Here is a 24,110-nt window from a genome sequence, read left to right on the forward strand (position 1 = left end):
GCGAGCTAAGCAGCAATCCGCTCGACCACGTCGCGGACGAGGCCCGTCAGCAGGTCGAGCTTGTATCCGGTCATCGTCAGCGGCCTAGCCCCCGATGTTGCCAGCTCGGCGGCTTGCGCGATGGTCGACGTGTTCGCCGGCTTTCCCTGCAGCGCCGCAGCGCATGCCGTGAGCCGCAACGGGACCGGGGCGATGCCGCCGGCCGTGATGTGGACCTCGCGGAACACGCCGCCTGATATCACGGCCCGCACGCAGATCTCGACCAGCGGCCATTCCGCATACGAGCGGCTGATGGCGCGCTTGTAGAGTGCGCGCTCGCCGGCCAGCGGGGCAGGGAGCTCGATCCGCTCGATCCGTTCGCCTGCCGCAAGCAAATTGTCGACCGTGCCGTTGCTGCCGTCGCCGAGCAGGTCTGAAATCGACAATCCGCTGCGCCGGTCCGTGGTGACCTTTGCATGATAGGCCAGCAGCGCCATCGCCATGGTCGACGGATGCGGCGCCACGCAAGGGCCAAGATCGAACGCGACGTGATAGAGATGGTTGCCCGCTCGCGCCGGACAGTCGGAGCCGCCCTTCTTGAGACAGGCGATCTGCGGATTGCGGAAGTACCAGCAGCGTGAGCGCTGGGCGAGGTTGCCGCCGAGCGTTGCCATGTGCCGGATCTGCGGCGTGGCAAGGCCCTGCGCGGCCGCGGCAATGCCGGGATAGGCCTGCGCGAGCCGCGCGTCGGAGGCGATCGCCGCGATCGCGGTCAGCGCGCCGATGCGCGCCGCGCCGTCCGCACCCCACGCGATCCCGATCGTATCGGGACTGGCGGTGAGATCGATGATCGATCCGCAGGACAGGCCGCTGCGGCGGCGCTCCGACAGATCGGTGCCGCCGGCGCGAAATTCGGGCGCGGATAGTACCCCTGCAATTGCGACGCTCATGCGGCATCCCTCCCTTTCAGCGCGGCGACGATGCGGTCGGGCCGGATCGGAATCTCGGTGAGGCGGACGCCGATCGCGTCGTGGATTGCGTTGGCGACCGCGGCCGAGGTCGGCACCGTCGACGCCTCGCCGATGCCGACGCTGTTGCCGAGCACATGGTCGAAGCCGGCTTCGTCGAAATGGACATCGATCTCGGGCGTGTCGGCGATACCAGGGATGCGATAATCCTCCATCCCCGCGGTCAGGACGTCGCCGGTCGTCGGATCGAGCTCGCGCGCTTCGTAGAGCGCGTAGCCGAGGCCCTGGATCACGGCGCCGCAGGCCTGGCTGCGTGCCAGCGCCGGCGCTGCGATCTTGCCGACCGCGATGCCGGTGTGCACGTTGAGCACGCGGACATGGCCGAGCCAGGTGTCGACCTCCACCTCGATCATCTGCACCGAGCTCGGCACGCCGGCGCCGACCGCGATGTTCGAGAAGCGGCGCATCATCCAGCCGAACACCATGCCCATCAGGCCGACCTCGCGCAGCGGCGAGCGGATGCCGGGCGCGGTGTTCTTGCCGTCCTCGCCGCGCGTCTCCGTCACGGCGATGTCGGGCGAGCGCGCGATCAGCTCGCGCCAGGGCGCGTTCGAGCCGGGCACGGGCTTTCTTGTGGCCTGCTCGAGGATCGCGGCCTTCAGTTTCCGCACCGCCTGCAGCGTCGGCGGCATCACCGAGGCGGTGACGCGGCTGCCGCCGGAGCCCGGGCCTTCGGGCAGCGACGAATCGCCGATCCGCACCTCGATGTCGGCAGGCTCGAGATCGAACTCGCGCGCGATCGTGTCGGCGAGCACGCTGCGGGTGCCGGTGCCGATGTCCTGCGTCGCGGTGCTGGCGACGATGCGGCCGGCCTTGACCGCGACCTCGACCTTCACGTTGGGTTGCCAGAGATAGAGCCAATAGCCGGTCGCCATGCCGATGCCGCGGCGATAGCGTCCATGCTGCGCAGGCTTCCGGTTGCGCCAGATCTCGAGCCCGGATGCCCAGTCGTAGAGCCGCTGGCGGTTGGGATCGGGATCCCAGCGCTTGCGCAAGGCGATCGGGTCGACATTGAGCCGCAGTGCGGCCTCGTCGATCGCCTGCTCCACCGCGAACGCCATCGGCGGACCGCCGGGGCCGCGGAAGGCCGCGCCGGGCGGCAAATTGCTGATGACATCGAAATCCGAAAGGTCCTTCGCCTCGGCCGGATAGATCAGCCGCGCGAGGCCCGCGATGGTCGAATTGGTCGCCGCGCCCGTATCGGCATGCGCGGTGACCGAGAGTGCCTTCAGGCCGCCCTGGTCGGAGGGCAGCAGCGCGACCTTCAGCTCCGCGGCCGGACGATAACCGGCGACGGACAGCTCTTCCTGCCGATCGTAGGCGACTCTAACAGGCGCTTTCGCCTCGCGCGCGAGCTCGATGGCGGCGATCGTCTCCACGCCCAGGCTCGCCTTCGAGCCGAAGCCGCCGCCGACGTGATCGGCGATCACGCGGACCTTGTCGTGATCGAGCTTGTAGCGCTTTGCGATCTGCTCCTTCAGGTGAAACACCTGCTGGGTCGAGGCGTGCAAGGTCAGCCGGTCGCCGTCGAAGCGCGCCACCGCGGCATGGGGCTCGAGGCACGCGTGCTGTTGTGTGGCGGTGCGGAAGGTCGCTTCGACGAGCAGACGGTTGTTGGCCTGGCGCGCCTCGTCGACCCAGTTGCGGGCCTTCTTGGCGCGCGTCGAGAACACCGCGGTCGGCCCGCGGATGTTCTGTTTCCACGGCGCCGGCCCGCCGGCCGCTTCCGAAACGTTGCCGGCCCGCTTGCGGCTCGCTTTGTCGAACACCACAGGCGCGCCGTCCTTGCGCCCGGCGTCGAGCCCGACCACCGCGGGCAGCCGTTCGCTGGTCAGCTTGATCGCAGCCAGCGCGGCCAGCGCCGTCTTGCGGTCCTTTGCGGCGACCGCCGCAATCGGCTCGCCAACATAGCGCACGATACGGTCGTCGCCGAGCAGCGAAACCGCGGCGACGCCGGCGATTGCGCGCGCCGGAGCCAGATCGAGCGCGGTGATGCGGGCATGCGCCTCGCGCGAGCGCAGGATCAGGCCTTCGAGCTGGCCGTCATGGTTGATGTCGACGGTGTACTTCGCCGCGCCCGTCACCTTGTCGCGCGCCTCGACGCGGGGCGCCGTGACATTGTCGCCGTCGAAGCGGCCGGCGCAGGCATCCGCCACCGCACGGAAGATCCCGTCATAGGCGCCGCAGCGGCAGAGATGACCCGACAGCGCCGCGCCGATCTCCTCGCGTGACGGCACTGCCGTCCCCCTAGTTGCGCGCCAACGGTCGCAGAACGCGGTCGCTTCCACGACGAAGCCCGGCGTGCAGAAGCCGCATTGCAGGGCGTCATGCGCCATGAATGCCTTCTGCACCGGATGCAGCCCGGCGGCGCCGATGGCCTCCACCGTCGTCACCGCTTTGCCGGCCGCGGCGTGCGCCGGCATCAGGCAGCTTGCCACCGGCGCGCCATCGACCAGCACCGTGCAGGCGCCACAGACGCCGGCGCCGCAGACGAGCTTGGTGCCGGTGAGCTTGAGCTGGTCGCGCACGATGTCGATCAAGAGTGCGTCGGGATCATCGGGCAGCGATTCAACGCGGCCATTCACGGTCGTCGTGTTCATGGATGTCCTCCTGTCTTGCGGCGTGCCGGCTTGTCCTTGATTGCCGCCTTCTTGACGGGCAGCTTCCCGGATTTCGGCGAGGATTTTGGCAAGGATTTCGGCGATGCGCCCGCGCAGAGCGTTCGTACCATCATGGCCATGTCCTTCAGGAACGCATCCGCCGGCTGCATCGCCGGATACTGCGACTTCGATGCGTACACTGACATTTCGACCAGCCGTGCGAATTCGGCCGGCGAGAGCTCCTGCGGCAGCGCAAGCTGCTGCTCACGCACGATCTTCGAGATCGTCGCGACCATGCGCTCCGCGTAGCGTGCGGCGTAGGTCTGGTAGAGATCGCGCGCATGCACGAGATGTTCGGAATACAATTCCTCGAGATGCGGCGAGCCGTCCAGCGATGCGATCATGGTCGACATCCGCGCGGTCATGCCCGCGGCAAGGATGTCGCCGAGATTGCCGCCCGCCGTCTCTGCCTCGGCCACGGCAATCTCCTCGGCTGCGATCGCGGACTCATGCACGCGCTCGATCACGGCGCGGAACAGCGCTTCCTTGGATTCGAAGTGATGATAGAGCGCCTGCCGCGTCAGGCCGGCGGCCTCGGCGACCTGCTCGATCGAGGAGCGGCGAAAGCCGTGCCGGCGGAAAACCAGCATGGTGGCGTCGAGAATGCGGGTTTTCGGTCCCATTTGACGATTTTGACAAATATAGAAAAACTGTCAAATCGCGATTTGGTGAGGGCGGCGGCGCGGCTTGGCGGCCGTCCCGCGCCCGTGTGAGCCGCATCACGGATCGGCGCCGGCTGGCTGCTCAAGCTTCGTCATGCAAGGGCGAGCCCGATCGCCCGGAGCTTGCGAGGATACGGACATGGCCCATGACGCAACTCAGGTCTATTTCCACTGCTCGAATACGCGCGGCGTGTTGATGGATCGCCGCAGCACCTCGGTGACCAGCCTCGCCGAGGCCTGCGAGGCGGCGACCTGCATGATGCGATCGCTGGTCGCAACCGCCAGCCTGGAAGATTGGCGTGACTGGGCGGTGCATGTCAGCGACGAGGCCGGCGAGGAGATCGTCATCCTGTCCTTCGCATCCGTTCTCGGCAAACCGCACTGAGAGGAAGCCATGCTGTCGCTGCAGTCATTGCTACCTCTGGGCCGCAGCCTGAACGCGATCACGACCGGCTGGCAGAATTTGATCGCGCGAATGCGCGATCCCTACCGGCCCGAGCTGCACTACATGCGCGGGCCGGGCGCCAAATGGCGTGCGAAGCATCCCGTCCACGCCGCGTCGGCCGGCTGAACGCGGAGATCCAATTTAGAACGATCCCAGGAAATCGCGCTGAAGGCAGAGACGCATCGTCGCAGTTCGCGGACGATCTCGTTGCGTGATCGCAACACGACCGACGATAAGTCCAACACTGGACGGGTTCTAATCGCCGCGCGACCGCGTGCATCTCTCATCGTGTTAGTGACGGCAAGAATGGAGACTGGAATTAGGTAGCGAAGTTGACTGCGACGACCAAATCCCTGCGGCGATGGGGCGCCGTCCACAAATGGACCAGCCTGATCTGCACCTTGTTCATGCTGCTGCTCTGCATCACCGGCCTGCCGCTGATCTTCCATGACGAGATCGACGATCTCCTGCACAGCCAGGTCAAGCCGGCCGAGGCCCCCGCGGGCACGCCGCCGGCCGATCTGGATCATCTGCTCGCCAACGCGCTCGCACGCGCGCCGGGCAAGGTGCCTCACTTCCTGATCTGGGATCGCGACGAGCCCCGCGCGATGTGGGTCAGCGTTGGTCCGACGATCGACGCCGATCCGACCAACAACCTCCTGATCCGGATGGACACGCATACCGGCGCCTATCTCGATTCCCCCGACGTGACCGGCCGCTTCACCTACATCATGCTGAAGCTGCACACCGACATGTTCGCGGGCCTGCCCGGCAAGTTGTTCCTTGGATTGATGGGGATCCTGTTCTGCGTCGCGATCATTTCCGGCGTCGTCGTCTACGCGCCATCGATGCGGAAGCTGCGCTTCGGCGCCTACCGTGCGCAGCGGACCCGCGTCGTGCGCTGGCTCGACGTCCACAATCTCGCCGGCATCCTGCTGGTGGCCTGGACGCTGGTCGTTGGTTTCACCGGGGTCATCAACACCTGGGCGGACCTCGTCCTCAAGATGTGGCAATTCGGCCAACTCGCCGAGATGACCGCGCAGTACAAGGACCGGCCGGTGCCGTCGCAGCTGACCTCGCTGAACGGGGCCGTTGAGGTCGCAAGGCACACGGTGCCGGGAATGACGCCGAGCTTCGTCGCATTCCCGGGAACCCTGTTCAGCAGCAAGAGCCACTACGCGGTGTTCCTGCACGGCGATACGCCGCTGACCTCGCGGCTGCTGACGCCCGCGCTGATCGATGTGGAAACCGGGACACTGACCGACAGCCGCGATATGCCCTGGTATGTGTCGACGCTTTACGTTTCACAGCCGCTGCATTTCGGCGATTACGGCGGCATGCCGCTCAAGATCGTCTGGGCGCTGCTCGACATCCTCACCATCTTCATCCTCGTCACCGGCGTGTATCTGTGGCTGCGCCGGCGCAAGGCGGGCGTGAGCCAGGAACGCGCTATCGCCAACGCCGCCTCGATGGATAACACCGCGCTCACGTCGTGATATCAGCATGGTCGCACATCGTTCATTGAGCCAGATCTTCGCCGCCCCGCTCGTCATCGCGATCGTGAGCACGGTGGGATTGATCAGCGCGCTGGTCGGCGACGGCTGGTGGGATGCCGTCTCCTGGGTGGCGCTCGGCCTGCCCGTATTGCTCTATCTGCTGTTCATCTGGCGGCGCCTGCCGAATTGAACAGGCTGGCTTGATCGCGGTTCGACGATGGGCGGCCAGGTCCGGCTCAAGACGACTGTCGCGCGCTCGATGAAGAAGCGGCGGCTTCGTCCGCGACGTCTCAAGATGCCTGTCCGGACGGACGACCAGCTGCCGCGTTCGACGCGCTAGACCCGCGCTTCCGCGCGCAGCGTCGTCTCGATCTCGGCGAGGATGCGCGCCAGCCGCTCGGCCCATGCCGTCTCGCCGGCCTGGTCTGAGATCAGGTCCTGGCGGATCTCGATGCCGGAATTCATCAGTCCGCGCCTTTCGCCATGGACGGGGATCGTGTAGTCGGTCTCGTCGCTGACTGCATAGGGCTCGTTGTCGCCGACCACGAGATCGCCCTCGCTGCGCAGATGCTTCAGCAGCAGCGGCGGCAGCGCAGTGTCGCGGTGATAGAGCGTGCCGATGTGCCAGGGACGCGCGATGCCGGCGTAGACCGGCGTGAAGCTGTGCAGCGACACCAGCACCGTCGGAATGCCCTGACGCGCACGTTCGTCGATGATCTCGTCGATGCGCTGGTGATAGGGATCGAAGATCTGCGCGCGGCGCATCTCGGCGGCTTCGCGCGACAGGCCTTCATTGCCCGGAACGGTGGTGGCTTCGCTGATCAGCGGGACTGCGCTTGCGACATGCGGCGGACGATTGCAGTCGATCACGAGCCGCGAGTAGCGCTGCGCGATCAGGTGCGCGCCGAGCAGGTCGGAGAGCCGGGTTGCGACGCCGGCGATGCCGATATCCCAGGCGATGTGCCGGACGAGCTCGCTTTCGGGCAGGCCGAGGTCGCCGAGCGGGGAGGGAATCAGCCTGCCATAATGATCGCAAGTCAGAAGGAACGGCGAGCGGCCGCCAGGATTATGTTCAAGAACCGGTGAAACATCGGTGTTTGTCAGTAGAAAGAACGGGCCACCGGCGTGATTCACGGGCTTTTTCCTCAACTTTGCCTATTCAAGGGGCATGCTGGTTTGGAATCAAGCAGCATTCTCTATAGATTTAGCGGCCCAAATCACGATGATTGTTTGAAGATGCCGCTCCTGACTATCCATCACGAGACCGTCTACCGCTATGCGCGCCCGGTGGCGTTCGGCGAACACCGCATCATGCTGCGCCCCCGCGACGGCCATGATCTGCGGGTGCTCGACAGCGCACTTGTGATCGACCCGCAGCCGATGTCGCTGCGCTGGATCCACGACGTGTTCGGCAACGGTGTGGCGATCGCCACCTTCGACGAGCGCGCCGACACGCTGTCGTTTGTCTCGACCGCGACGGTGGATCACAATCCGGCCGACAGGTTCGCGCTGACGCCGGACGACGCCGCCTACTTCTATCCGTTCCTCTACGATGATGAGGAATTCCCCGATCTGCAGCAGTTCATCACGCCGCAATATGGCGACCCGAACGGCGAACTGTCGGCCTGGGCGCGGCGCTTCCTGGATGTCGAGGCGCCGACGCTGACGTTCAAGATCCTGAGCGACATGACGCATGGCATCCGTGAGGCGTTCAGCTATCGCAAGCGCTTTGAGCATGGCACCCAGCACCCGCTCGATACGCTGCGGACGCAGTCCGGGACCTGCCGCGACTATGCGCTGTTCATGATCGAGGCGCTGCGCCGGCTTGGCATCGCCGCGCGCTTCGTCTCCGGCTATCTCGCGATGCCCACCGACAGCGCGCATGGCTATGTCGGCGGCGGTTCGACCCACGCCTGGGTGCAGGTCTATCTGCCGAGTGCGGGCTGGATCGAGTTTGATCCGACCAACGGCATCGTCGGCACGCGCGATCTGATCCGCGTCGCGGTGGCGCGCGATCCACGCCAGGCGATCCCGCTGCACGGTGTCTATCTCGGCCCGACCGATGCCTTTCTGGACATGGATATCGACATCAAGGTCGTGTCGGTCGGCGAGAATGCGGCGGAGCGGGAGACAGCCTGACGATGCAGATCAAGGTCGGCTTCGAAATTACCTATACGGCTCCGCAGCCGACCCCGATGGTGATCATGCTGTCGATCCATCCGTCACGCTACGCCGATATCGTCGGCACCGAGAGCATCTCGGCCGAGCCGGATGTCCCGATCGGCCTCTATCGCGACGGCTTCGGCAATGTCTGCGGGCGTCTCGTCGCCCCTGGCGGTGGCGTCACCTTCCGCGGCAGCGCGCTGGTGCGGGATTCCGGGCTGCCCGATGTCGTCAATCCGGCGGCACAGCAGGTTCCGATCGAGCAGCTGCCGGATGACATGCTGCTCTATCTGATGCCGAGCCGCTATTGCGAGACCGACAAGCTGACCGATGTCGCCTGGTCGCTGTTCGGCAACACGCCGCAGGGGTGGGCGCGGGTGCAGGCGATCACCGATTTCGTGCACCACCATGTGACGTTCGGCTACCAGCACGCCCATCACATGAAGTCGGCGCACGATGTCTACGAAAGCCGCGCCGGCGTCTGCCGCGACTTCGCGCATCTGGCGCTCACCTTCTGCCGCTGCATGGGCATTCCGGCGCGCTACTGCACCGGCTATCTCGGCGACATTGGTGTCCCGCCGGATCCCGCGCCGATGGATTTTTCCGGCTGGTTCGAGGTCTATCTGTCGGGCCAGTGGTACACCTTCGATGCCCGCCACAACACGCCGCGGATCGGCCGCATCCTGATGGCGACCGGCCGCGACGCTGCCGACGTCGCGCTCACCACGAGCTTCGGCCGCATGACGCTGACGAAGTTCGTCGTGGTGACCGATGAGGTGGCGACGGCTTGATTCTTCCCAACCATTCCGTCATTCAGGGCTCGCAGCTTTGCAGCGCTTCCCGTCGTCGTCCCTGCGAAAGCAGGGACCCATACGCCGCGGCTCCTGTTGTTGACAGGACCCGTCGTTCCGGCGTCGCGCAACGATTTGGATTTGTGGTTATGGGTCCCTGCTCCCGTGCGCAATTGCGCACCAGGCAGGGACGACAGCGAGTGTGAGGCGCAGCTTGTGAGTTATACTGCCCCATTCTGCCGGAATGACTAGTGAGCTCATGATCTCCGACCTTCTCTTCGTCTATGGCACGCTGATGCGCGGTTTCGACCATCCGATGGCCAAGCTGCTCGCAGGCAATGCCGAATTCCTCGGGCCGGCGCAGTGTCGCGGCCGGCTCTATCTGGTGAAGCATTATCCGGGCCTGGTGACGTCCGACGATCCCGCCGACATCGTGCACGGCGAATTGTTCCGCCTGCGCGAGCGCGAGGCCATGCTGCGCGAATTCGACATGTACGAAGCCTGCGGTGAAGGCTTTCCACCGCCGACCGAATATGTCCGCGAAATGCTCAAAGTCACGCTCGCCGACGGCAGCGTGAGCGAGGCGTGGACCTATCTCTACAACTGGCCGGTTACCGAGCTGTCGCGGATCGCGTCAGGGAAGTTTCTCGAGCATTGACTGCTTCAGACTTCTCGCTCGACGCGGATGTCGACCTCGCGCTCGACATAGCTCCACTCCTCGGTCGCGCGCAGCATGCCGACCAGCTCGTCGAACAGGGCGACGTGCTCAGGGGCGAATTCGAACCAGGTCAGGAAGTCGAAGGGCATGCCGAGGTCGCGGGCGTGAAACAGCTGGCGGGCGATCGCAGGGAGGAATTTCAAGGTGCCGGCGATGTGGTGCGACTTGTCCTCGAAGATCTCGCGGCGCTCCTGCTGCGTCAGTTCCCACCACGCCGCGGATTTCCTGATCGGGATCAGCGCCGCATACGTTGCCTCGCTGCGGCCGAGCCCGGCCTGCACGGCGGCGAGCTTCTCGCGCTCTTCCTTCCCGGTGTAGCGCAGATAGCTGGCAACGCCGGCGAGCCGCCAGGAGGTCTGCGCCGGCAACAGCGGCAGCGCGATCGACTCGCTCGCAACGATCGACAACGCCGCGACCTTCGGCAGCGTCTCGCCCTTCACCCGCGTGATGGACGTGACCTGCCAGCCGCCGCTCTGTCCGCCCCTGAATGTCGTGAACATGGCGCTATCCAATCCCGGAAGCGGGAAGGGGGCAAGCTTGCCGTGCGGGCTCTCCACCGTGGATTCGGGGGTAGCCCGCTCGACGGAGCCGCGACGGACAGGCCTGTGAATAGCCCGGAAAAGCCCCACATTGTTCGGCATGCCCGGCCGTGCCGCTATATGGCTAACCGGTTGTCCGCGATTCGCCGCCGGAGCCCAGAATCACCCTGATGCGTTTTACGCCCGAATTCCTCGATGAGCTGCGCGCCCGGCTTCCGGTTTCGGAAGTCGTGGGCAGGCGCGTCAAGCTCAAGAAGGCCGGGCGGGAGTGGAAGGGGCTGTCGCCGTTCCAGCAGGAGAAGACGCCCTCATTCTTCGTCAACGACCAGAAGCAGGCCTGGTTCGACTTCTCGTCCGGGCTGAACGGCAACATCTTCGACTTCCTGATGAAGACCGAGGGCGTGACTTTCCCCGAGGCGGTGGAGCGTCTCGCCGCGATGGCGGGTGTCCCGCTGCCGGCCGCAACGCCCGATGCGGCGCGCCACGAGCAGCATCGCCGCACCCTGCACGACGTGATGGAACTGGCGACAAAGTTCTTCGCCGACACGCTGGCCTCGCGCAACGGCGCCAAGGCGCGCGGCTATCTCGCCGACCGCAGCATCTCGCCGGCGACCCAGCTCCAGTTCCGGATGGGCTATGCGCCGCCTGACCGCTTTGCGCTGAAGGAGCATCTCGGCGCGCAGGGCATCTCGACCGAGGACATGGTGGAGGCAGGGCTTCTGGTGTCCGGCGAGGACAAGCCGGTGCCGTTCGATCGCTTCCGCGACCGCGTCATGTTCCCGATCACGGATGCCCGGGGCCGCGTCATCGCGTTCGGCGGCCGCGCGCTGGAGAAGGACGTTCCGGCCAAGTATCTGAACTCGCCGGAAACCCCGCTGTTTCACAAGGGCGATAATCTCTACAATTTGTTCACCGCGCGCCAGGCCGCGCATGACGGCGCGCAGCTGATCGTCGTCGAGGGTTATGTCGACGTCATCGCCATGGTCACCTCGGGCTTTCCCGGCGCCGTCGCGCCGCTCGGCACCGCGCTGACCGAGAACCAGCTGGCGATACTCTGGAAGATGGTGGACGAGCCGATCCTCTGCTTCGACGGCGACCGCGCCGGCCAGAAGGCCGCCTATCGCGCCGCCGACATTGCCTTGCCCCAGCTCAAGCCGGGAAAGAGCCTGCGTATTGCGCTGCTGCCGGAAGGACAGGACCCCGACGATCTCGCGCGCTCCGGCGGCCGCGGCGCGATCGAGGATGTGATCGGCGCCGCTAGGCCGCTCGCCGAAATGATCTGGTCGCGCGAGATCGAGGGCGGCAATTTCGACACCCCCGAGCGCCGCGCAGCCCTGGAAGCGCGGATCGGCGAGCTCACCAACGGCATCCGCGACGAGGTGGTGCGCCGCTATTACCGGCAGGACCTGCAGGAGCGGCTGCAACGCAACTTTGCGCCGGAGGGGGGACGCGGTGGTTATGGCCGCGGCGGCTACGGCAACAGGGGCAATTTCGGCGGCGGACGCGGCGGCGAATCACCCCGCCAGTTTGCCCCCCGCGGCGGCCCGGGCCAAGGCGGCCGGTTCGGCGCCAAGGGCGGCGCCACCCCCGGGTTTTCACGGGGTCCCTATCAGGCCGCGAGCCAGCAACTGGCCAACAGCCCGATCATGCGCGGCCAGCGCAGCGCGATCTCGAGCCGCGAGGCGCTGATCCTGCAATCCCTGATCAATCACCCCTGGCTGCTGCACGACCATCTCGAGGAGGTGGCGGCCCTCGAGCTCGCCCATCCCGAGGCCCACAAGCTGCGGGCTGCCATCATTGCGGCCTTTGCTCACGACCATCACCATTCCCCTGACGTCGAGGAGCAGGCCGAAAAGATGCGCTCCGACCTCGATGCGGGCGGATTATCGCAGATTCTTCAAAGGGTTGAGCGGGCGATCACAACCCAGGCGGTGTGGGGTGCACAGATCGGCGCCGCGCGCGAGGATGTTTTATCGACCTGGCGTCAACTGGTTGCCTTGCATCAGAAAACCCACGCCTTACTTAGGGAAAGAAAAGATGCGGAAGCGGCTTTGGCTGAAGACTCGAGCGAGGCCAATCTGGCATGGTTGCAGGATATCCAGGCCCGGATGGCAGAAGCCGACGGGACCGAAGCCCTGATTGAAGGGTTCGGCGAATTATCGGGCCGGTTCCAGCGTAACGTCTGATAACAAAAATGCTGCGGACGGCGCTGGCCGCACCCGCAAAAAGACTCGCCAAATCCATGGTTTGGCTGCAAAAACAGGGTTAAGCGAAACTTAATAGCCTCGTGGCTATTGCAGATGGAAACCATCGAGACGGATGACAGGGGTGGCGATAGTGTGCGCCGCCCTTTGCGCGTCGAGAGAGTAAATCTAGATTTCGTGCGGATGCGCGTGCGTGGCGCCATCTGGCATGACCGCGTTTCGGGAGCTTAGTGAATGGCCACCAAGGCAAAGACGCTGCAGGTTAAGGACAAGGAAAAGGACGACAAGGCAGCGGATGCTCCTGAGAAGGATGCCGCTGACGCGCCGTCGCCGTTGCTCGACCTGTCGGATGCCGCGGTGAAGAAGATGATCAAGCAGGCCAAGAAGCGCGGCTTCGTGACCTTTGATCAGCTCAACGAAGTGCTGCCCTCCGACACGACCTCGCCCGAACAGATCGAAGACATCATGTCGATGCTGTCCGACATGGGCATCAACGTCACCGAGGCGGATGACAGCGAAGGCGAGGACGAGAAGGACGACGGCGACGACGAGACCGACAACGAGCTCGTCGAGGTCACGCAGAAGGCCGTCACCGAGGTCAAGAAGTCGGAGCCGGGCGAGCGCACCGACGATCCGGTGCGCATGTATCTGCGCGAGATGGGCACGGTGGAATTGCTCTCCCGCGAGGGCGAAATCGCCATTGCAAAACGCATCGAGGCCGGCCGCGAGGCGATGATCGCGGGCCTCTGCGAAAGCCCGCTGACCTTCCAGGCCATCATCATCTGGCGCGACGAGCTCAACGAAGGAAAGATCTTCCTCCGTGACATCATCGATCTCGAAGCCACCTATGCCGGCCCCGAGTCGAAGGGCGGCATCAATCCGAACCTGATCGGCAACAACGGCGCCGAGGGCGCAGCCGCTGAAGGCAATGGCGGCGACTTGCAGGCCGGCGCGCCGGCCCATGTCGCGCCGCCCGCAGCGCCGCCGGCGCCGACCCCGTTCCGCGCCGCGCCCGCCGGTGGCGAGGCCGGCGTTGAGGAGAAGGATCCGGCCGAAGCCGCCGCCGAGTCCGACATGGACGACGACGAGTTCGAGAACCAGATGTCGCTCGCCGCCATCGAGGCCGAGCTGAAGCCGAAGGTGGTCGAGACCTTCGACAAGATCGCGTCCGAATACAAGAAGCTGCGCCGCCTGCAGGAGCAGGACATCGCCAACCAGCTGCAGAGCGAGTCGCTGTCGCCCTCGCAGGAGCGCAAGTACAAGAAGCTGAAGGACGAGATCATCGTCGAGGTGAAGTCGCTGCGCCTCAACCAGGCCCGCATCGATTCACTGGTCGAGCAGCTCTACGACATCAACAAGAAGCTGGTCTCGTTCGAGGGCCGCCTGCTGCGCCTCGGCGACAGCCACGGCGTCGCGCGCGAGGATTTCCTGCGCAACTACCAGGGCTCGGAGCTTGATCCGCGCTGGCTCAACCGTGTCTCCAAGCTGTCGGCCAAGGGCTGGAAGAACTTCGTCCATCACGAGAAGGACCGCATCAAGGACCTGCGTCACGAGATCCAGTCGCTGGCGGCGCTCACCGGGCTTGAGATCGGCGAATTCCGCAAGATCGTGCACGGCGTGCAGAAGGGCGAGCGCGAGGCCCGTCAGGCCAAGAAGGAGATGGTGGAAGCCAACCTCCGTCTCGTGATCTCGATCGCCAAGAAGTACACCAACCGCGGCCTGCAGTTCCTCGACCTGATCCAGGAAGGCAATATCGGCCTGATGAAGGCGGTCGATAAGTTCGAATACCGCCGCGGCTACAAGTTCTCGACCTACGCCACTTGGTGGATCCGGCAGGCGATCACCCGTTCGATCGCCGACCAGGCCCGCACCATCCGTATCCCGGTGCACATGATCGAGACGATCAACAAGATCGTCCGCACCTCGCGCCAGATGCTGAACGAGATCGGCCGCGAGCCGACGCCGGAAGAGCTCGCCGAGAAGCTCGGCATGCCCTTGGAGAAGGTCCGCAAGGTCCTGAAGATCGCCAAGGAGCCGCTGTCGCTCGAAACCCCTGTCGGTGACGAGGAGGATTCGCATCTCGGCGATTTCATCGAGGACAAGAACGCGATCCTGCCGATCGACGCCGCGATCCAGTCCAATTTGCGCGAAACCACCACGCGCGTGCTGGCCTCGCTCACCCCGCGCGAGGAGCGCGTGCTGCGCATGCGTTTCGGCATCGGCATGAACACCGACCACACGCTGGAAGAAGTCGGCCAGCAGTTCTCGGTGACGAGAGAGCGCATCCGCCAGATCGAAGCCAAGGCGCTGCGCAAGCTGAAGCACCCGTCGCGGTCGCGGAAGCTGCGGAGCTTCCTCGATAACTAATTCGGGTCGTTATGCCCGGGCTTGACCCGGGCATCGATCGAGACAAAAGCGGCGGGCAAAAGGCCCGCCGTTTTCATTTGTAGAGATCCCGCAAGATTCTCAACGCCAGCGCCCGGGGCCACCCCTCTCCCCAACCCTCCCCCGCAAGGGGGGAGGGAGCCTGACGAGCGTGCCTAATGACATCACAGCGCACGATGCGTTTCGCATCTTGTGCGAAGCCTGAAGATTGATGGCGAATGAGTAAGGCACCGGTGGAAGGGTTCCCTCCCCCCTTGCGGGGGAGGGTTAGGGAGAGGGGTGCCGCTTGCTCCGCTGCTGAAGGGGCGCGAAAACTTCGCGCGCGCCGCTACTTCTTCTTGGCGCCGACGCGCTCGATGGTCTTGATCTCGAGCGGCGGGCGGCCGGCCTTTTCGGCGATCTCCCGGTCCTGCTCGCGCAGGAAGGCGCGCGCCGGCTCGTCGCCGTCCAGCCCACCCAGCAGTTCCGAGGGCACGCGGCGGTTGGAGCGCTGCGAGCCGTCTTCATAGAAGACGTTGAAGAAGGCAAATTCGCCTTTGGGATTGGTCCCGGGTTTTTTCGGCATGGGCGGCTTGTCCCCGATCAGGCCGCCGCTGTCAAAGCAAATTACCTGCCGCCCGTGCCGATCTGCCCTGCGCGATTCGGCGGCGGAGGGCCCTTGCGCCGTAAATATGAGGCCCGCGCCTCAGCCCTCGAACAGCACGAACGCCGCCCACACGCTCGCGTCCCTGGCGCCCGCGACCTTGCCGTCGCGCGCATCGCGCCGGGTCTGGCGTAGCGCATCCGAATAGGTCAGGCCCTCCGCCAGGTGCTCATAAAAGCGCACGGTGAAGTTCGCGGTGCCCTCGTCGGCGACCGGCCACAGCGCCAGGAGCGCGCGGCGGGCGCCGGCGATGCCGAGCGCGGTCGGCAGGCCGCGCAGGCCGCTGACAAAACTCTCGTCGCCGCGGCCGGTCTCGCAGGCCGAGAGCACCAGCAGATCGAGGCCGGACAGGTCCCAGTCCATCACCTCGAAGGCATAGAGATAGCCGTCCTTCTCGTCGCGCAGCGGCCACCGGCTGTCGCCGGCGCCGGACAGCACGATGCCGCTCTGCCAGAGCGTGTCGAGGCCGGACGCCGTGCTGTCGTGATAGAAGCCGTGGGTCGCCAGATGCGCGATGCGGGCCTTGCCGATCGCCTCGCGCAGCGCGCTTTCGCTGACGCCGCGCCCGGTCAGCATCTCGACCGGCGCGCTGCGCGCGCGGGCGAGCTTGGCGATCTCCTCGATCTCGGTCTTCGTGCCGGGCAGCGGCATCGGCCCGGGCTGGCCGTATTCGATGCCGCCGGCGAGCAGCATCGCCCCCGTCCGGTCGAGCCTCTCGCGCGCATGGATCGCGATCAGCGCGTCGGGGCTGGTCAGCATCCGGATCGTGATGCGGTCCTCCAGCAGGCCGCCGTCGGCGCCGGGCAGCAGGGAGAACGGCACGGCAAACAGGAAGCCGTCCGGCACCACATAGAGTGTGGTCTTGTCCTTCAGGACAGGCTCCAGCGGCGCGAACAGCCGCACGCGGAGGTTCTGGAAGCGGCCTTTGCTGTCGAGCGCCTTGTCGTCGGCCGCCTTGTTGTCTGCTGCCTTGGCGTCGCGATCCGGCGCGGCGGCCTGCGTCGCGCGCAACCGCGCGATCTCGGTCCGCACGCCGGTGTCGACCATCCGGCCGGGATCGCCGAGATCGATCACCCGCGGCTCGCTCGTTGCGGTCTCGACGATGGCGTAGAGCACGGTCGCGGCCAGCGGCTGCTTCGACTGGCGGTCCGCCTTCCATTGCCGCGTGATGAAGTAGTTGATGACGGCTTCGTCAGGCGCGAGCAACTGCGAGGGACGGATCGGGTCCTGCGGCAGCTTCACGCCGATCGCATCGAGTCGCTTGTCCAGCGCCCTCTCGGCCGCGTCCTGCCGCTGCCACACGGACCTCGCCCAGTCGTCGATATTGCCCGACGAGAACAGCTCCTGCTTCTCGCCGTTGAGCCGCAGCGCCGCGCGCAGCAGCGCCGCGGTCTCCTCGTCCTTGCCCGCCATTTGCGTCTCAAGCCGGCGCAGCGCCGTGGCATCGCCGCCGCCGAGCGTCTTCCAGCGCAGCACGGCAGCGGCAAACGCCGGCTGGGCCACTGATGACCCGGCGGAGGTGACGAAGCGGCCGAACGCGAACAGCAGATGGTCGGCATGGGCGCGGATCGCTTCCGCGACGGCGCGATCCCCGGATGTGCCGACCTCGCGCTTCATCCAGTCGAACATCTCGCGGTCGAGCGCGGTGAAGTTCTGCACGGCGCGGTTCGGATCGGTTGCGATCAGGGCAACCGCGATGCCGAGCTTGATCTCGAAGCTGAGCGGATGCTGCGCGGTGAAGGCGCGGGTCGAAATCGCCAGCGCGGTCTCGCGCAGCCGCATGCCCGCATCTCGTTCGCCGCGCTGCTCGCGCTTGCCGGCCGCCAGCACCGCCGCCTTGATGCGCAGGAAGTCCGCGAAGTTCTCCTCATTGGCGACGATCGCCTCCAGCCGCGCCAGGTCGGCTTGCGGCATCGCGGCGTCGCCGGCGGCGAGCATGTCGGTGTAGAACAGCCAGGCGTCGGCCTGGCCGGCGAAACTCGGATCCTTCGGCGCGAGCACGGTCGCGATCGCGCGATGCCGGAGGAAGTAGCGGCGAGCGTCATCGAAGCGGCCGAGATTGAGGAAGTCCTGTCCGGCGTTGTTGACCGTCACCAGCGTGTTGAGATGGTTCTCGCCGTAATGCTTGGCGCGCTTCTCGATCGCGAACAGGTCGAGCTCGAGCGCCTTCGCCGGCGCGCCGATCTCGCGCAGCATGTCGGCATAATTGTTGGCGAGCTTCCAGGTGGTGCGGTGGTCGGGCCCCAGCGCCTTTTCCGCGCGCTCGAAATTGCGCCGGCTGATATTGGTCGCCGACGCCGCCGAGCCGTTGGCCGACAGCGCGACCGCGAGCTTGTCGTTCGCGATCAGCGATTCCTCGGAGCCTTCGCCCCAATAGGCGTTGAAGGCCGCGATCGCCTTCATGTAGAGCGGGACCGCCTCCGCGATCCTGGCGTGGTCGGACAGGAGGATCGCGTACATCAGGAGCACATCGGCCTTGCCGGGCGGCGATTGCGCGGCCGCCTTGCCCTGGAACACCCGCACGAACAGCTTCTCGGCGAGGTCGTCGCGTTTCACCGCGCGCAGCGCGGCCGTCGCGTCGAAATATTGCTCCATGACGAACTGCGCGTCGTCGAGCTTGTCCGCCGCATCCAGTGCCGTAAGCAGTTGTGCGTAGCCCGCGTCGAACTTGCCGCCGCGCGTCAGCGCGATAGCGTTCTTCATCTGCACGGCGATGGCCTGCGTGCTCCCGGTGCCTTGCGCCGGCGCTCGCTTGGCGCGGGCGTCCTGCGCGGCGGCAGTGCCTGTCGTTCCGGTCAGTGTCGCGCCGAGCGTAAGGATGATGATGCTGAGCGATGCGGCAGCCCTGCGCGCACGTACGAACCCCCCGGTGATCGTCATCGATGGCACATCCTCATCGTGTCGTCCGTCATCGAATCGTGTTCCCCGCTAATGACGGCTTGGTCGCATCAGGCCCACGACGCTTTAGCGGCGCGCCTTTGCATGAACAAGACACGGCGGCCGGTCGCGAGTGGCGCGGAACCGGCGAGCCGAATTCGTGCTTCTTGGTCGCCGCCAGCGCCCCGGCGTTCACGCATCAGACCCCGAATTGCTCCCGTGCCATGCGCCGCCGGATGCCGTGCGCCGCCGCTTGCATGCCACCGGCATGCTCAAGCCATCGGATGATGTTACCGCCGCCATGCCGGCTGGTTATGCCGTACGCATCGGGCTGGCTCCGGGGCGGCAGCCCGCACGCAAGTCGCCGCACGTTCCCGGTGACCGCCTTTCGCTTCGGAATAGGAACGCGCGCCGGTCGAAAGCTGAGGTTTTGCTGACCATCGTCACTTGCACCGCCCGGTCCGATTCGCGTATGAGGCGCATCCTTCCCTTTCTGCAACTTTTATTTTGACTGAAGGCCCCGCCGATGTCCAACGCCACCCTCGACGCCAACAAGGCGCTGGTGCTCGCGCATTGCGACGCCGTGACCAATCGTCTCGATCCCGATGCGATCCGCGCGCAGCTGGCGTCCGATTTCTTCGACCATGCCGTCGGCAAGCGGATGAGCGCGGAGGAAGTGACCGCGCATGCGGCCGCCATGCACGAGACCTTTGCCGATCTGTCGGCGGTGGCGGAATGCCTGGTGGCCGAGCGCGACATCGTCGCCGGCCGCTTCGTCTGGCGCGGCCGGCACCGCAGCCCATGGCGCGGCATTGCCCCGACCGGCCGCCACGTCGAATTTCGCGGCATGACGTTCTGGCGGATTCACGATGGCAGGATCTCCGAGCGCTGGGCCGAGATCGACTTCGTCGACCTGGAGCGGCAGCTCAGGGATTGAGGGAAATCTGCACAACTCCGCCGCGCTGCGACCGTGATCCACGGCCATCCTCCGCGGCGTGCATCACCCGCTGACACGCGACACCAAACCGACCGCTAGCGCCGCGGCCAACTGGCCGCCGCTGCGCCGCTTCATCGCCGGCGAGCATCGCCTCGGCCTGTTGATGGCGCAGCGCCGCTGGACCGCGGGTCTCTACGAATTCCTGCGCTTCGGCGTGAAGCAGGCCTGGGCCTGCCTGTTCGGCGGCATCGCGGTGGCGCTGATGATCGGCACGTGGCGCTTCTATCCGCCGGACGCGGCGCTCGCGCGCTACGACTTCCTGTTTCTCTGCATGCTCGCCGTGCAGGTCGTGCTGCTGGCAGCAAAGCTCGAGACGTTGGAGGAGGCCAGGGTCATCCTGATCTATCACGTCGTCGGCACGGCGATGGAGATCTTCAAGACACATGTCGGCTCCTGGATCTATCCGGAGCCCAGCATCTTCCACATCGGCGGCGTGCCGCTGTTCTCGGGCTTCATGTATTCCTGCATCGGCAGCTACATCTGCCGCTGCTGGCGGCTGTTCGATTTCCGCTTCACGCGCCATCCGCGCCGGCTCAACCTGATCGCCCTCAGCGTTGCGATCTATGTCAACTTCTTCAGCCACCATTACCTCCTCGATCTGCGCTGGCTCCTGTTCGCCTGGGCGATCTGGCTGTTCGGCCGTACCCGGATCCACTTCAAGGTCTGGACCAGCTATCGTTCGATGCCGCTGCTGCTCGGCCTCGTGCTGGTGTCGCTATTCATCTGGCTCACGGAGAACATCGGCACCTTCACCAAGACCTGGCTCTACCCCTCGCAGCGGCTCGGCTGGTCGATGGTCTCGATCGACAAGCTCGGCTCCTGGTTCCTGCTCCTGATCATCAGCTACACGCTGGTCAGCCTGGTGAACGCGCCGCTGAAGTGGCGGGGCGAGATTGCGGCGGCCGGTGTGCGACGGCGGGACGCCGAGACCGCCGGTCAAGTGTCGGTGCCGATGCTTTGACTGCCTCGTTTGCTCCGTGGCATGATGGGCCATTCGAAGCACGAGGGATTGTTGCATGCTCAGGTGTCGTTTGGCGGTTGTGTTCGGCGCCTTGCTGCTTGCCACCCCCTCCTATGCCGCCCGCTGCGGCGGCAGTTTCCCCACCTTTGTCCAGTCATTCTCGCAGGAGGCGGCCGCGGCCGGCATCCAGCAGGACGTGATCTCGCAGGCGCTCGGCGGCGTGCAGCAGGACGGCGGGGTGCTCGCCTTCGACCGGCGCCAGCGCTACACCTTCAACAAGACCTTCGAGCAGTATGTCGCAACCCGCGTCGGCTCTGGCCGCATCAATGGCGGCCGCGCCATGTTGCAGCGGCACGCCGCGCTGCTCTCGAAGATCGAGCAGCAATACGGCGTGCCGCGCCAGATCCTGGTCGCGATCTGGGGACTGGAGACCGATTTCGGCAAGGGAGACATGGGCAAGCTGCCGGTGTTCCGCGTGCTCGCCACGCTGGCGCATGATTGCCGCCGCACCGAGCTGTTCCAGGGCGAACTGCTTGCCGCGCTTAAGATCCTGCAGCGCGGCGACCTCAGGCTCAACGACATGATCGGCGCCTATGCCGGCGAGATCGGGCAGACGCAATTCCTGCCGTCGTCCTACATCAAGTATGGCGTCGATTTCGACGGCGACGGCCATGTCGATCTGCGCCACTCGGTGCCGGACGTGCTGGCCTCGACCGCGAACCTGCTGCATACCAACGGCTTCAAGATGGGCGCGCCCTATGGCGAAGGCAGCGCCAATTTCGAGGCGATGCGCGAGTGGAACAGGGCGGTGATCTATCGCAAGACCATCGGGTATTTTGCCGATCAGCTCATCGGGCGGTGAGGGGCGCGGCTTTTGTGTCTGCCGTCATTGCGAGCGAAGCGAAGCAATCCATCTTTCAACATATGGGGGACAATGGATTGCTTCGTCGCTTCGCTCCTCGCAATGACGGCTGACATGGCCGGGTGATGGCATGGAAACCATCGGCAGCCAAAAAATCTGGTCGTTCTTCGACCGTCGCGGATGCCAGATCGCGAAGAACGCGGCGGTGCGGGAGGGGCCGGGCCATCGCGTCGGCTCCTATCTCGAGCTCGCCACAAAAATCGCCGAGCTACAATTCCTCAACCGCGACCATGTGCTGCTGTTCCGCGGCCAAGGCGCCGATTTCAGGAACGTCAAGCGCAACTCGTCGCTGAAGCCGACGCTGTTCCGGGCCGGCCGCGGCAATCCGGACCGCGCGACGCTGGCGGCGCGGTTCGCGGCGCTGGCCCGCGCCGAGCAGATACTGATTGCGGAATACGGGAAAGCAAAGCTGCTCGGGCTGGAGCGGCTGAAGCGGCATCGCATCCTGCGCTGGTCGATCCTGCAGCACTACGAGGTCTGCACCACGCCGCTGCTCGACGTCACCCATTCGATCCGGATCGCGGCGTCGTTTGCGTCGCTGGCGGAGACCGGCACCGCCTTCCTCTATGTGCTCGGCGTGCCGAACCTCAGCGGCGCGATCACCGCGAGCGCCGAGGCCGGCCTGCAGATCGTGCGCCTCTCCAGTGTCTGCCCGCCCGCGGCGGTGCGGCCGCATATCCAGGAGGGTTATCTGCTCGGCGAATATCCTGAAGTATCCGGCACCAACGAGAGGCAAAACTATTTCCCCTACGAGATGGATTTCGGCCGGCGGCTGGTCGCAAAATTCTCGTTCGCGCCGGCGTCGTTCTGGAAGAACGACAATTTCCCGCAGGTGACGAAGAGCGCGCTCTATCCGTCGGAGCGAAGCGATCCGCTGTTTCGGCTGGCGCTTGGGGTGAAGAAGCAGTTGGGGTGATCAGGCTTCGCAGCGCGCCCGGGCTGATCGTGTCGCGAGGATGCGGATGTGTGACTCGCAGGCAGGTGTATGGACCCGCGGGCCGCGCAACATCCTCAGTGTCGTCCCGGGCTTGACCCGGGACCCATAACCACAAATGTTGGTTGTTGCGCGATGTCGGGACGACGAGTCCCGCTCGCTACGCCTGCTGCGGAGTATGGCTCCCTGCTTTCGCAGGGACGACACCGGTTATATGCACGGGCTACCCCCGCGACGCCGCACATTCAACCGGCCCTCGGCGCCTCGCGCGCCAGCCGCCGCGCCGCCGTCTTTTCCATCATCCGCTGCATCACCTTCCAGTAGGTCGCAGGACGGAAGCGTTGCAGCAGGTCCATGAAGCGGGCGTCCTTGCCGATCAAGATGCGCGGCTGGTTTTTCTCGATGCCGGCGATGATGCGCTTCGCGGCTGCGGTCGGCGTGGTCCTGGCCAGCGAGTCGAAACGCTCGATCGATTCAGCGCGGCGGGCATTGTCGGTGATGCCGGCGCCGGTGCGCGAGTTGCGCGCGATGTTGGTGGCGACGCCGCCGGGATGCACGACGGAGAGTCTGACCGGGCTATTCGCCACCGCAAGCTCGTGGCGCAGGCTTTCCGAGAAGCCGCGCACCGCGAACTTGGCTGCGCAATAAGCGCTCTGGCCGGGCGGCGCGAGAATGCCGAAGATCGAGGAGACGTTGACGATATGCGCCTCGCGCTGCCGTGAAAGCAGCGGCAGGAAGGCGCGGCTGCCGTGCACCACGCCCCAGAAATTGATGTTGAACAGCCACTCCATCTGCGCCTGCTCGATCTCGTCGAACTGGCCGAGCAGCGCGACGCCGGCATTGTTGACGACGATGTTGAGCCCGGGATGGGCGGCGCCGGCGGCCTCGGCAAATGCCGTGATCTGCCCGGGCTCGCTGACATCGAGACGATGCACCGTGACCTTGCGCGGGCTCGCCTTGGCGATCTCGGCGGCGGCGGCCTGCAGGCCGGCCTCGTCGCGGTCGGCGATCGCCAGATCGCAACCGTGCAGCGCCAGTTCATGCGCGAGCGCGCGGCCGATGCCGCTGGCGGCCCCAGTCACGGCGGCGGCAGATCCAGAGATCGCGGTCATGTCAGGTCAGCTCCATCTGAACGAGGGGTGGCGGGAGCCGTGAGGAACACGGCGGGTTTTCCCAATTTTCTCAGATTGGAACCGAACTATCCAGCGCCCAGGTGTTTGACCCTCGTCACACTCTCAAACCGAGGCATTCAACCCAAGGGAGGCCCAGCCATGGGACAATCGAGACCCTGTCGTGCGAAGGCCCTGGTTGTCGAAGACGACCCGATGCAGCGCCAGATGATCGAATTGCTGCTCGAGGAGAGCGAGTTCGAGGTCATTTCCTGCGAAAGCGCGGAGGCCGCAGAATTGGTGCTGCGGAGCAACGGCGACAGCGTCGTGCTGATGTTGACCGATGTCGAGCTGGCCGGAAACATGACCGGCGTCGAGCTCGCCTATGTCGCCAAGATTTACAGCCCCGATCTCGATGTGATCGTGACCTCGGGCAAGCCGCTGCGGCAGCGCCTGCCCGACGGCGCGACCTTCTGGGCAAAACCCTGGGCGCCGCTGGACGTGATCCGCGTCGCCGAGACGAAGGCGTCGGCGCTGTCGGGCGGCGGGGTCCGCAGGTTCTGACAAGACCAGGTCCTGACAAGCCCAGGGCCCTCA

Annotated in this window: 22 protein-coding genes; 14 read left to right on the plus strand and 8 right to left on the minus strand. The window is 65.7% G+C overall.

What is annotated here, in order from left to right:
- Nucleotides 1–5: 5 nt before the first annotated feature.
- Genes HAP47_RS09480 through HAP47_RS09490 form a run of 3 tightly spaced genes read right to left on the minus strand, consistent with a single transcriptional unit; the run spans nucleotide 6 to nucleotide 4,290 of the window.
- Nucleotides 6–929 (minus strand): FAD binding domain-containing protein, encoded by a 924-nt coding sequence (locus HAP47_RS09480; RefSeq protein ID WP_173638481.1) that lies wholly within the window; start codon nucleotides 927–929, stop codon nucleotides 6–8.
- The gene (locus tag HAP47_RS09485) at nucleotides 926–3,607 is read right to left on the minus strand and encodes a molybdopterin-dependent oxidoreductase (protein ID WP_173638480.1); all 2,682 of its coding nucleotides are present in this window, start codon (nucleotides 3,605–3,607) and stop codon (nucleotides 926–928) included. Before HAP47_RS09485 ends, HAP47_RS09480 begins: the two co-directional genes overlap by 4 nt.
- Nucleotides 3,604–4,290 (minus strand): TetR/AcrR family transcriptional regulator, encoded by a 687-nt coding sequence (locus tag HAP47_RS09490; RefSeq protein WP_173638479.1) that lies wholly within the window; start codon nucleotides 4,288–4,290, stop codon nucleotides 3,604–3,606. The genes HAP47_RS09485 and HAP47_RS09490 overlap by 4 nt, the downstream gene beginning before the upstream one ends.
- A 178-nt stretch (nucleotides 4,291–4,468) precedes the next feature.
- Between HAP47_RS09490 and HAP47_RS09495 the strand changes: the two genes are divergently transcribed.
- The 4 genes from HAP47_RS09495 to HAP47_RS09510 all read left to right on the plus strand — a co-directional run bounded on the left by HAP47_RS09495 (nucleotide 4,469) and on the right by HAP47_RS09510 (nucleotide 6,460).
- Nucleotides 4,469–4,714 (plus strand): DUF6894 family protein, encoded by a 246-nt coding sequence (locus HAP47_RS09495; protein ID WP_441299938.1) that lies wholly within the window; start codon nucleotides 4,469–4,471, stop codon nucleotides 4,712–4,714.
- 9 nt (nucleotides 4,715–4,723) lie between these two features.
- The gene (locus HAP47_RS09500; protein ID WP_173638478.1) at nucleotides 4,724–4,900 is read left to right on the plus strand and encodes a hypothetical protein; all 177 of its coding nucleotides are present in this window, start codon (nucleotides 4,724–4,726) and stop codon (nucleotides 4,898–4,900) included.
- Between the two features lie 281 nt (nucleotides 4,901–5,181).
- Nucleotides 5,182–6,270 carry a PepSY-associated TM helix domain-containing protein gene (locus tag HAP47_RS09505; protein ID WP_231168961.1) on the plus strand — a complete coding sequence of 363 codons (1,089 nt, stop codon included), beginning with the start codon at nucleotides 5,182–5,184 and terminating at the stop codon, nucleotides 6,268–6,270.
- Between the two features lie 7 nt (nucleotides 6,271–6,277).
- Entirely contained in the window at nucleotides 6,278–6,460 is a 183-nt protein-coding gene (locus HAP47_RS09510) for a hypothetical protein (RefSeq protein ID WP_173638476.1), read from the plus strand.
- A gap of 146 nt (nucleotides 6,461–6,606) precedes the next feature.
- Here the strand turns inward: HAP47_RS09510 and HAP47_RS09515 are convergent, their stop codons facing one another.
- Nucleotides 6,607–7,404, minus strand: coding sequence for an N-formylglutamate amidohydrolase (locus tag HAP47_RS09515; protein ID WP_173638475.1), 798 nt, complete (start codon nucleotides 7,402–7,404; stop codon nucleotides 6,607–6,609).
- 102 nt (nucleotides 7,405–7,506) lie between these two features.
- Between HAP47_RS09515 and HAP47_RS09520 the strand changes: the two genes are divergently transcribed.
- The 3 genes from HAP47_RS09520 to HAP47_RS09530 all read left to right on the plus strand — a co-directional run bounded on the left by HAP47_RS09520 (nucleotide 7,507) and on the right by HAP47_RS09530 (nucleotide 9,882).
- Nucleotides 7,507–8,409, plus strand: a complete 903-nt coding sequence (locus tag HAP47_RS09520; RefSeq protein ID WP_173638474.1) for a transglutaminase family protein — start codon at nucleotides 7,507–7,509, stop codon at nucleotides 8,407–8,409.
- Nucleotides 8,410–8,411: 2 nt separating this feature from the next.
- Nucleotides 8,412–9,224, plus strand: coding sequence for a transglutaminase-like domain-containing protein (locus HAP47_RS09525; protein ID WP_173638473.1), 813 nt, complete (start codon nucleotides 8,412–8,414; stop codon nucleotides 9,222–9,224).
- Nucleotides 9,225–9,483: 259 nt separating this feature from the next.
- Nucleotides 9,484–9,882, plus strand: a complete 399-nt coding sequence (locus tag HAP47_RS09530; RefSeq protein ID WP_173638472.1) for a gamma-glutamylcyclotransferase family protein — start codon at nucleotides 9,484–9,486, stop codon at nucleotides 9,880–9,882.
- Nucleotides 9,883–9,887: 5 nt separating this feature from the next.
- Here HAP47_RS09530 and HAP47_RS09535 read toward each other — a convergent pair whose 3' ends face one another.
- Nucleotides 9,888–10,442, minus strand: coding sequence for a chlorite dismutase family protein (locus tag HAP47_RS09535; protein WP_173638471.1), 555 nt, complete (start codon nucleotides 10,440–10,442; stop codon nucleotides 9,888–9,890).
- A 209-nt stretch (nucleotides 10,443–10,651) separates the two neighbouring features.
- Here HAP47_RS09535 and dnaG point away from each other — a divergent pair, with 209 nt between their 5' ends.
- A complete protein-coding gene (dnaG, locus tag HAP47_RS09540; RefSeq protein ID WP_173638470.1) occupies nucleotides 10,652–12,667 on the plus strand; it encodes a DNA primase in 2,016 nt (671 codons plus the stop codon).
- Nucleotides 12,668–12,919: 252 nt separating this feature from the next.
- Nucleotides 12,920–15,052, plus strand: a complete 2,133-nt coding sequence (gene rpoD / locus HAP47_RS09545; RefSeq protein WP_176396223.1) for an RNA polymerase sigma factor RpoD — start codon at nucleotides 12,920–12,922, stop codon at nucleotides 15,050–15,052.
- Nucleotides 15,053–15,398: 346 nt separating this feature from the next.
- Here rpoD and HAP47_RS09550 read toward each other — a convergent pair whose 3' ends face one another.
- Entirely contained in the window at nucleotides 15,399–15,635 is a 237-nt protein-coding gene (locus tag HAP47_RS09550) for a hypothetical protein (RefSeq protein WP_173638469.1), read from the minus strand.
- 120 nt (nucleotides 15,636–15,755) lie between these two features.
- On the minus strand, nucleotides 15,756–18,593 hold the full coding sequence (locus HAP47_RS09555; RefSeq protein ID WP_173638468.1) for a CHAT domain-containing protein: 2,838 nt from the start codon (nucleotides 18,591–18,593) through the stop codon (nucleotides 15,756–15,758).
- Nucleotides 18,594–19,116: 523 nt separating this feature from the next.
- Here HAP47_RS09555 and HAP47_RS09560 point away from each other — a divergent pair.
- The 4 genes from HAP47_RS09560 (at nucleotide 19,117) to HAP47_RS09575 (ending at nucleotide 22,386) form a co-directional block, all read left to right on the plus strand.
- Entirely contained in the window at nucleotides 19,117–19,527 is a 411-nt protein-coding gene (locus HAP47_RS09560) for an ester cyclase (protein ID WP_173638467.1), read from the plus strand.
- 58 nt (nucleotides 19,528–19,585) lie between these two features.
- The gene (locus tag HAP47_RS09565) at nucleotides 19,586–20,548 is read left to right on the plus strand and encodes a DUF817 domain-containing protein (RefSeq protein WP_231168822.1); all 963 of its coding nucleotides are present in this window, start codon (nucleotides 19,586–19,588) and stop codon (nucleotides 20,546–20,548) included.
- Between the two features lie 55 nt (nucleotides 20,549–20,603).
- Entirely contained in the window at nucleotides 20,604–21,410 is an 807-nt protein-coding gene (locus HAP47_RS09570; RefSeq protein WP_173638466.1) for a lytic murein transglycosylase, read from the plus strand.
- A 130-nt stretch (nucleotides 21,411–21,540) separates the two neighbouring features.
- On the plus strand, nucleotides 21,541–22,386 hold the full coding sequence (locus HAP47_RS09575; RefSeq protein ID WP_173638465.1) for an FRG domain-containing protein: 846 nt from the start codon (nucleotides 21,541–21,543) through the stop codon (nucleotides 22,384–22,386).
- A gap of 263 nt (nucleotides 22,387–22,649) precedes the next feature.
- Here the strand turns inward: HAP47_RS09575 and HAP47_RS09580 are convergent, their stop codons facing one another.
- Nucleotides 22,650–23,516 (minus strand): SDR family NAD(P)-dependent oxidoreductase, encoded by an 867-nt coding sequence (locus HAP47_RS09580; protein WP_173638464.1) that lies wholly within the window; start codon nucleotides 23,514–23,516, stop codon nucleotides 22,650–22,652.
- 159 nt (nucleotides 23,517–23,675) lie between these two features.
- Between HAP47_RS09580 and HAP47_RS09585 the strand changes: the two genes are divergently transcribed.
- Entirely contained in the window at nucleotides 23,676–24,077 is a 402-nt protein-coding gene (locus tag HAP47_RS09585; protein WP_173638463.1) for a response regulator, read from the plus strand.
- Nucleotides 24,078–24,110: the final 33 nt, after the last annotated feature.

This window comes from Bradyrhizobium sp. 41S5 (assembly GCF_011516665.3).
In the GTDB taxonomy this organism is placed as follows: Bacteria; Pseudomonadota; Alphaproteobacteria; order Rhizobiales; family Xanthobacteraceae; genus Bradyrhizobium; species Bradyrhizobium quebecense.